The organism is Curtobacterium sp. PsM8 (assembly GCF_030433875.1).
Taxonomy (GTDB): Bacteria; Actinomycetota; Actinomycetes; order Actinomycetales; family Microbacteriaceae; genus Curtobacterium.
Window position 1 is genome coordinate 1 of sequence record NZ_JARUXD010000107.1, and the last position, 7,709, is coordinate 7,709.

Annotated in this window: 8 protein-coding genes; 4 read left to right on the forward strand and 4 right to left on the reverse strand. The window is 72.8% G+C overall.

The annotated features are described in order from the left end of the window. The first annotated feature begins 146 nt into the window (after window positions 1–146). On the forward strand, window positions 147–1,154 hold the full coding sequence (locus QCD68_RS16345; RefSeq protein WP_301223781.1) for a LacI family DNA-binding transcriptional regulator: 1,008 nt from the start codon (window positions 147–149) through the stop codon (window positions 1,152–1,154). 48 nt (window positions 1,155–1,202) lie between these two features. Further along, window positions 1,203–2,666: a hypothetical protein gene (locus QCD68_RS16350; protein ID WP_301223782.1), complete on the forward strand. Its 1,464-nt coding sequence runs from the start codon at window positions 1,203–1,205 to the stop codon at window positions 2,664–2,666. Between the two features lie 9 nt (window positions 2,667–2,675). Here the strand turns inward: QCD68_RS16350 and QCD68_RS16355 are convergent, their stop codons facing one another. From QCD68_RS16355 to QCD68_RS16370, 4 genes are read right to left on the reverse strand one after another with little or no spacing between them, the layout of a single operon-like run. Beyond that, on the reverse strand, window positions 2,676–3,347 hold the full coding sequence (locus tag QCD68_RS16355) for a DUF4166 domain-containing protein (protein ID WP_301223783.1): 672 nt from the start codon (window positions 3,345–3,347) through the stop codon (window positions 2,676–2,678). Next, a complete protein-coding gene (locus QCD68_RS16360) occupies window positions 3,344–3,991 on the reverse strand; it encodes an SRPBCC family protein (RefSeq protein ID WP_301223784.1) in 648 nt (215 codons plus the stop codon). The genes QCD68_RS16355 and QCD68_RS16360 overlap by 4 nt, the downstream gene beginning before the upstream one ends. 52 nt (window positions 3,992–4,043) lie before the next feature. Further along, complete coding sequence (locus QCD68_RS16365; RefSeq protein ID WP_367316848.1) at window positions 4,044–4,778, reverse strand: esterase/lipase family protein; 735 nt, start codon at window positions 4,776–4,778, stop codon at window positions 4,044–4,046. After that, on the reverse strand, window positions 4,775–5,563 hold the full coding sequence (locus QCD68_RS16370) for an alpha/beta fold hydrolase (protein ID WP_301223785.1): 789 nt from the start codon (window positions 5,561–5,563) through the stop codon (window positions 4,775–4,777). The genes QCD68_RS16365 and QCD68_RS16370 overlap by 4 nt, the downstream gene beginning before the upstream one ends. 138 nt (window positions 5,564–5,701) lie before the next feature. Between QCD68_RS16370 and QCD68_RS16375 the strand changes: the two genes are divergently transcribed. Then, window positions 5,702–6,196 carry a hypothetical protein gene (locus QCD68_RS16375; RefSeq protein ID WP_301223786.1) on the forward strand — a complete coding sequence of 165 codons (495 nt, stop codon included), beginning with the start codon at window positions 5,702–5,704 and terminating at the stop codon, window positions 6,194–6,196. A gap of 115 nt (window positions 6,197–6,311) precedes the next feature. Next, window positions 6,312–7,643, forward strand: coding sequence for an NAD(P)/FAD-dependent oxidoreductase (locus QCD68_RS16380; RefSeq protein WP_301223787.1), 1,332 nt, complete (start codon window positions 6,312–6,314; stop codon window positions 7,641–7,643). The last annotated feature ends 66 nt before the right edge of the window (window positions 7,644–7,709 follow it).

Genomic DNA, 7,709 nt, shown 5'->3' on the forward strand with positions numbered 1-7,709 from the left:
CCGCGGGGCGGGGGGGGTGCCCCCCGCTCCGGCGGGGGCGGGGGGGGGGGGGGCCCGCCGGGCCGGCGCCCCGCGCCCCCCACGGACCCGGCTCCCCCGCGCGGCGACCCGCCGAGCCGCTGCCGACACCGCGCTACGGTGCTCTCATGCGCGCCACCGTGCGGGACGTGGCCGCCCTCGCGGGGGTGTCCCCGAAGACCGTCTCCAACGTCGTCAACGGCGGTGTCGTCGTGCGCCCGGAGACCCGCGCCCGCGTCGAGGCGGCGGTCGTCGAACTCGGGTACGTGCCGAACCTGTCCGCCCGGGGGCTGCGGAACGGCCGGACCGGCGCGATCGCGGTGACGCTGCCGGAGCTCGCGAGTGCGTACTCGGCAGACCTCGCCCGCTGGTTCGTGGTGCTGGCGCACGACCGCGGCATGGTCGTGCAGCTCGAACAGACCGCGACCGACCCGGAGCGGGAGCGTGACCTGGTCTCGCGGGCGCGGGCGCACCTGGTCGACGGGCTGGTCCTCAACCCGGTGTCGCTCGATGCCAGCACCCTCGCGAACACCGCCGGACTGCCGCCCACCGTCGTGATCGGCGAGGTCGAACCGGAGCACGTCGACCAGGTGCACGTCGACAGCCGGGCAGCGGCGCGCGACGTCACGACGATGCTGCTCGACCGCGGGCACCGACGGATCGCGATCGTCGGCGCCGAGCAGGACGACGCGGTCACCGCGACCGCCCGCCTGCGGCAGCTCGGCCACGAGGACGCGCTCGCCGCACAGCTGGTCCCCGTCGACCCGGCCCTGCGGGTCCCGCTGCCGGAGTGGACGACCGCGGCCGCCGCGAGGACGTTCGGCGAGTGGCTCGACCGGAACCCGCTGCCCGACGCGGTGTTCGCGTTCACCGACTCGATCGCGTTCGGCGTGTTGCACGTCCTGGCCAGCCGGGGCGTCCGCGTGCCGGAGCAGGTGAGCGTCGTCGGGTTCGACGACGTCGACCAAGCGGCGTTCGCGGTGCCCGCGTTGACGACGGTGTCGTTCGACCGGCGGGACTTCGCGGCGGCGGCCCTCGACCTGCTCGAGCGGCGCATCGAGGACCGGGAGGCGCCGGTCCGGACCGTCGTCGTACCGCACCGGATCGTCGAGCGCGCGAGCGTCGCGGGGCGCTGAGGGCGGTCGGGGGGACGGGTCGGGGGTGAGGCCGCTAGCGTGACCGACGTGCCCGACGTGATCAACGCGCCCGAACTGCCTGACCCCCTCGACCCGCTCGACGCCATCGCCGTCGGACCGGTGACGATCGTCCCGGACACGAGCAGGCCGGTGGCCGCCGTGGTCGAGGGCGACGAGTTCCAGCGGTGGCTGACCTGGCCGACGGCGCCCCTGCCGCGGAGTGCGGTCGAACGGACGGACATCTGGACGAGCCCGTCCGGTGTGTGGATCGTCTACGTATCGGAGGACATGGAGCAGTCGTCCCGGACGGCCGTGTTCCTGTCACCCGAGCAACCGCCGCGGTCCGTGGAGCTCGGCGACCGGCGACCGATCGGGGTCGACGCCGAGGGGCTGTGGGTCGGCGATCCCCGTGATGCCTCGTTCTGGACCGAGGGGACGAGCGGCACGGACGAGGACGACGACGAGGACGGCCTGGCCGACACCGACCCCGAGACGCTCGAGTGGGCCCCGGTGGCTCCGTTCTGGCCCGACCGTGACACCTGGACCGAGCCGGAAGACGACGAAGACGAAGAAGAGGACGAGGACCGCCCCGACTCCGACGACGGTGACGACGACGACGACGACGACGACGAGACGTTCGTCGGCACTGCCAGTCAGTGGACCGTCAGCTTCGGTCGCCAGCCGGGCAGCGACGACGACCAGGACGGCGACGCGGACGACGACGTTCCGGTCAGCGCTCCCCTCCCGACCCCGCCGACCGAGATCGTCCGGATCACCCCGGCCGACGAGCGGACCACCGTGCAGGTCGACCACCTGGTCGACGCCGTCTCGATCGAGGACGGCCGGATGACCCTGCGCTTCCACCCCACCGGCCCTCGGCAGGTCGAGGTGCCGTTCGGTGAACGCGGACCGTGGCGCAGCTGGGACACCGTGTACGAACCGCGTGAGGTGGTCGTCGACGTCACAGCGGGCATCCCGTCGGCCGTCGTCACCGAGGACCACGCCTCCGTCCCGGCCACGGACGAGAACGCCGGAGCCGACCTCGAGGAAGTCGAGGCAGCGTGGGCCGCAGAGGACTCCGCGCTCCAGGCTCGACGCGCGCCCTGGGTCGGGCGACTCGACCTGACGGGAGTGAGCGGAGCCTCCTGGCAGACGCCCGAACCGGATGCGGCGACGGTCGAGCGCAGTGTCGCGGCGGTCCGCGACCAGCTCGCCAGCCTGGGCGAACCGAGCGTCATGTGGTCCGCCGACACCGACGCGGTCACCCGGGTGCGGAGCGACTACCGCTCGGTGCAGGTGGACGTCGAGGGGGCGTGGCCGGACACCGAGGTGGTCGTGTCGTTCGAACACAGGGCGGTGCCGTTCCTGCGACTCCGGAGGCGTTACCGGGTCTTCGACGACGCCGGGTACCCGATCGACCGGCAGTACGTCACGGTCCACCTGGAGGAGGACATCGCGACCAGACACATCGCGTCCCGACGCGCGGCGGTCGACGGCGTCCTCGACATGTGACCCGGAGGGCTACGTCCGCGCCTCGGTCCGCCGCGGCTTCAACCGCTCGGGGGCGTCCGTCGCCGGCACCCATTCGCAGGTGAACGACCCGCGGTAGCCGAAGAGGAACCCGAACAGCCGGTTGCGGACCTCGAGGTCGACGTGGAACGACTCGTCCTCGTCCGACCACCACTCGTGCAGGGTCGCCCGCCCGCTGAACAGCATCGGGAACCGGAACGACAGCGGTCCCTCGTGGAACCGCTGCGCGTCCGAGGTCAGGACGAGTCCACCGCGCTCGTCGACGGCCAGGTCGAGGTCGACCGCCAGGTGCTGGTGCGAGCCCAGGTAGTCGAGCACCCGGCCGTCGACGAGCACCATCGTCGCGTCGAACCGTGCCGTGCGGCCGGAGCGGACGGAGTACGTCCGCACGAAGGTCACCGTCTCGCGGCCCAGGGCATCGCGGTACGGGTAGTTCTCGATCGTGAACGGGACGTCGTCGCCCACGTCGGGGACCAGGATGTTCCGGAGCCGGCCGATCTGCAGGAATGGCACCGTCCACCAGGGGCCGCGGCGGATGGACTGCATGACACCACGCCCGACGCACGCCTCGGCGGAGTCGAGTCCGACGCCGAACCGGCGCTGCATCATCGGGTGCAGCCGGTCGAAGTCGGCGCCGAGCGCCTCCTGGAACACCGAGGTCATGCGGTCCCTCCGGGTCGGGTCGTCGCACTGGGTCGGGCGAGGGACGCCAGGCTCGCCGGGGCGTCCCGCAGGTGGTCGGCTCGACGCGTCCCGCCGGCGGGTGCGCGAAGCGTCCGGGAGGCCCGTGGCCGGTCTCGCCGCCAGACCGCCAGCACGCTGCCGAGCGGCCACGCCTCCGGCTCGGCTCCGCCCTCGAGCCAGATGCGGAGCCGGTCGAAGCTCCAGGCGGTCGCCCACCCGAGCAGCGGCCGGACGACGAGGTCGAGCGGCCCCCATCCGGATCCGTAGTCGTAGCCGGTGATGAACCGCGTCCGGCCGTCGTCGGTGGGCACGTACCGCCAGTAGCCGCGGCCGGTCCGGATCGGGGACAGCCGGTCCTCGGTGGCGAAGCGGAGCGCCGAGGTGCGCGTCCCGTCGTCGCGACGCCGCTCCCCGATCGAGATGCCGGTGCCGTGCACGTCGTGGACGGCGGACCGACGGACGTAGGTGAACCGAGCCGATCCGTCCGGTCCGGCGGGCTCGGGGACGATCTCGGAGAACCGCACGTCCCAGCGCACGTGCTGCCGTGGGTCCTGCGTGGCGGCCCAGACCGCATCGACGTCGACGTCGATCACCGTCTCGACGTAGATGCTCCGGCTGGCCACGGGGCTGAGCGTAGTGCCGGCCTGAGCGCCACCACCAGCGGCACCGCCGCCGTCAGTCCCCGTCGGCCGCCCGCAGCACCGCAGCCGCCGTGCGCCGGTCGCCGAGGATCCGGAAGTGCCCGCCGAGGTCGAGCCGCACGTTCTCGGCGCCCGTCAGTTCGCTGCCGCCCGGGATGAGGGTGTCGAACACCGCGTAGACCGAGGTGATCCGGGCGTTCGCGTCGAGCTCCCGTGCCAGGCCCGCCAGCACCGGGTCGGCGGCGCGGAACACCCGCAGGTGCCGGACGGGTGCCAGGACGGCGTACTTCGATCCGGCGAACGGCGTCGACACCGCCACCATCCGGTCGATGCGGCCGTGCGGGTCGAGCCGGGTCATCGCGTACTTGCCGATGAGGCCGCCCTTGCTGTGCGCCAGGACGAGCGCCCCGTGCAGGTCGTGCTCGTCGAGGTACGCCATCACCTCCTCCGCGGACAGCGGCACCGGCTTGACGTTGTGCCGGAGGACGGTGAGCACGTGCACCGGGTGGCCGCGGTCGTGCAGCACGTCCATCAGCGGGCGCATGAAGTGCCAGGTCTCGTAGACGCCCGGGATCACGACGACGGGCTGGCGGTCGCCGGTCCGGTAGTCGTCGGCGGTGGTCGGTCCCAGGCTGCGGACCTGCCAGACGGCGGCGTAGACCCAGTCCAGCAGCGCCCACCGTGCGCGTCGCACGAGTCCGACACGGACAGGAGGCACGGCTCCCGTCGTCCGCGTCGCCTCGCCCCCGCCGGTGGTCGCGTCGGTCACTGCGGCACCTCGTCGCGACTGGCCTCGAGGGTCTGCACCCGGCGGAACTCCTCGATGAGCCGGGCGACGGCGACCGGCTGGCGCTCCTGTACGTGGTGGCTGCCCGGTAGCTCGACGAGCGCCCCGCGGGAGGCGGCGCCGACGACCCGCTGCCCCCAGTCGTGCTTCGCGATCGGGTCCTGTTCGCCGCGGAGGACGAGCACCGGCACGGTGAGTGCCCGGACCCGGTCGAGCATCCGGTAGTCGCGCATCGGCCGGAGCTCGCGGAGGTACTGGGCTGCGCTCCGCAGGTAGTCGGTGAACACAACGGCGTTCATCCGGACGCCCTCGAACGTGCAGTCGACGGCGAGCGCGGTGGCGAGCCGGACCAGCGAGCGTCGGTGGTCGTCGACGACGGGGCCGATGAGCACGACGGAGGACACGACGTCGGTGTGCCGGAGGCCCGCTTCGACGGCGACCTGGGTGCCCATCGACTGGCCGACGACGACGAGGTCCCCGGCACCCCGCTCGGTGACCGCGCGGACGACGAGGTCGGCGTACTCGTGCGCCTCGAAGCGACGCCCGGAGTACGGCACCCCGCCGAAGCCGGGCAGGTCGACGGCGACGGTGCGGTGGCTGCGCGAGAGCGCGGCCTGCAGTCGGCGGAACGAGCGGTGCGACATGCCGATGCCGTGCACCAGGACGACGGTGGGGGCGAACGCGTCGTGCAGGCGGCCGGCGGGCGCCACCGTCCGGAGTCGGACGCGGTGACCGTCGACCCGGACCGTCTCCACCAGCGCACGCATCACCCGAGACTATGCCGGGGCCCGATCGCCACCTGGGAGAGCAGCGCAGCGACGCGCAGCGACGCGCAGTCCGTGATCCGCAGCGCGGGGACAGCCGGGTCTTCGACTCCTGCAAGGTCCGCGGGGTGCACTACGGCCATGACCGACACGACCCCTCCGGAACGACGACCCGACGAACGACGCGACGACCGACACGGCGAACGCCATGACCAGCGCCCTGACGCCTGGGCCGCTGCTCCGGCCGCAGCGCCGACCGCCACCCTCTCGCCGCCCCCACCGTCCTGGTACGGCACGCCGACCCCTGCCCCGACCCCTGCCACTGGCCCGGGCTCCGCACCCGCGGGTCGGAGCACCCCGCACCCGCCGTGGTTCTGGCCGGTCATCGCAGCGGCGATCGGCCTGGGCGCCCTGCTGGTCGGCGGTGGCGTCGGCTTCGCGGTCGGGCACGCGGTCGCGAGCCACAACGTCTCCACGTTCACCGGCCCGGGCACCGGCCAGTACGGCCCGCGCGGGCAGTCCGGGAGCGGGCAGTCCGGAACCGGCGGGAACGGGACCGACGGGAGCGGCAGCACGAGCAACGGCAGCACGCAGGAGCTGCCGGGCGGCGCCACCGTCAGCCCCCAGGGGAGCTGAGCCGACCGGGGTGCGGGACGCTGCCGGCGGACCCGACCCGCGCCTCCCGGCTGGATGCAGACCGGAGGTCGGCAGAGGTGGACCGCGGGGACGCCTGACCGGCGTACCCTTCTGGGTGGCCCAGACCGCACGAAACCCGGAGCTCACCATGCCGCAGGACACCCGCCCGCACGTCGTCATCGTCGGCGGTGGATTCGCCGGCATCGCCGCCATGCGTGAGCTGAAGGACGCTCCGGTACGCGTGACGCTCGTCGACCGCCACGTCTACAACATGTTCCAGCCGCTCATGTACCAGGTGGCGACCGGCGGCCTGAACGCCGGCGACGTGACCTACTTCCTCCGCAGTCTGCGTGCCCGTCAGTCGAACGCGGACTTCCGCCACGGCCTGCTCACCGGCATCCGGCACGACGAACGCATCGCCGAGATGTCCGACGGCGAACACCTGCAGTACGACTACCTGATCCTCGCCAACGGCGTGAACACCAGCTACTTCGGGACGCCCGGTGCCTACGAGTACGCGTACTCGATGTACTCCCGGTCGCAGGCGCTCCGCATCCGCGACGAACTCTTCACCCGCCTGGAGCAGGCCGCGGCGAAGCAGGGCCCGGACGAGATCCGCGTCGTCATCGTCGGCGGCGGCGCGACCGGCGTCGAGATGGCCGGCGCGCTCGCCGAACTCCGTGACCAGGCGCTGGTCGGCGCGTACCCGGAGATCGAACGCGGCAACATCTCGATCACGCTCGTGCACCGCAGCGGCGAGCTCCTCAAGCCGTTCGCTCCGCGCCTGCGCCGGTACGCGGCGAAGATCCTGCGGAAGCGCGGTGTCGTGCTGCGCCTGAACGCCGGCGTCGAAGAGGTCATGCCCGACGGCGTCCGGATCGCCGGCGGCGAGGTCATCCCGGCCTCCCAGGTGATCTGGGCGACCGGTGTGTCGGCACACAAGGAGGTCGGCAACTGGGGTCTGCCGCAGACCCACGGCGGTCGCATCCAGGTGAACGACGACCTGAGCGTCAAGGGCGTCGAGCGCGTCTTCTCCGCCGGCGACATCGCCGCGCAGGACAGCGCGCTGGCGCAACTCGCACAGCCGGCGCTGCAGGGCGGCAAGCACGTCGCCGAGCAGATCAAGCGGCTGCTGGCCGGCAAGCCGACCGAGCGGTTCAAGTACTTCGACAAGGGCACGATGGCGACGATCGGCACGAACGCCGCGGTCGCCCAGCTCCGTGGCGGCATCACCATGGTCGGCCCGGTCGCGTGGGCCGCGTGGGTGTTCGTCCACATCACCAGCCTGCTCGGCAACGGCAACCGGATGTCGACCCTGACCCACTTCTTCGTCCGCTACGTGTGGTTCATGCGGAAGCGCTCGATCCCGATCGTCGGCGACGTCCGCCCGGTCCGCCCGAACGGCGACCGCGAGCCGGAGCCGTGGCAGCTGCAGAAGGCGGAGTAGCCGCCACCGCATGACAGCCGTCACCACGTGACGGACGGGAGGCTCCCCACCGGTCCGGTGGGGAGC

Excerpts from the sequence above, each read along its gene's own strand:
- QCD68_RS16370 (WP_301223785.1), bottom strand. The coding sequence starts at position 5,563 with ATGCGTGCGCTGGTGGAGACGGTCCGGGTCGACGGTCACCGCGTCCGA.
- QCD68_RS16355 (WP_301223783.1), bottom strand. The coding sequence starts at position 3,347 with ATGACCTCGGTGTTCCAGGAGGCGCTCGGCGCCGACTTCGACCGGCTG.
- QCD68_RS16345 (WP_301223781.1), top strand. The coding sequence starts at position 147 with ATGCGCGCCACCGTGCGGGACGTGGCCGCCCTCGCGGGGGTGTCCCCG.
- QCD68_RS16375 (WP_301223786.1), top strand. The coding sequence starts at position 5,702 with ATGACCGACACGACCCCTCCGGAACGACGACCCGACGAACGACGCGAC.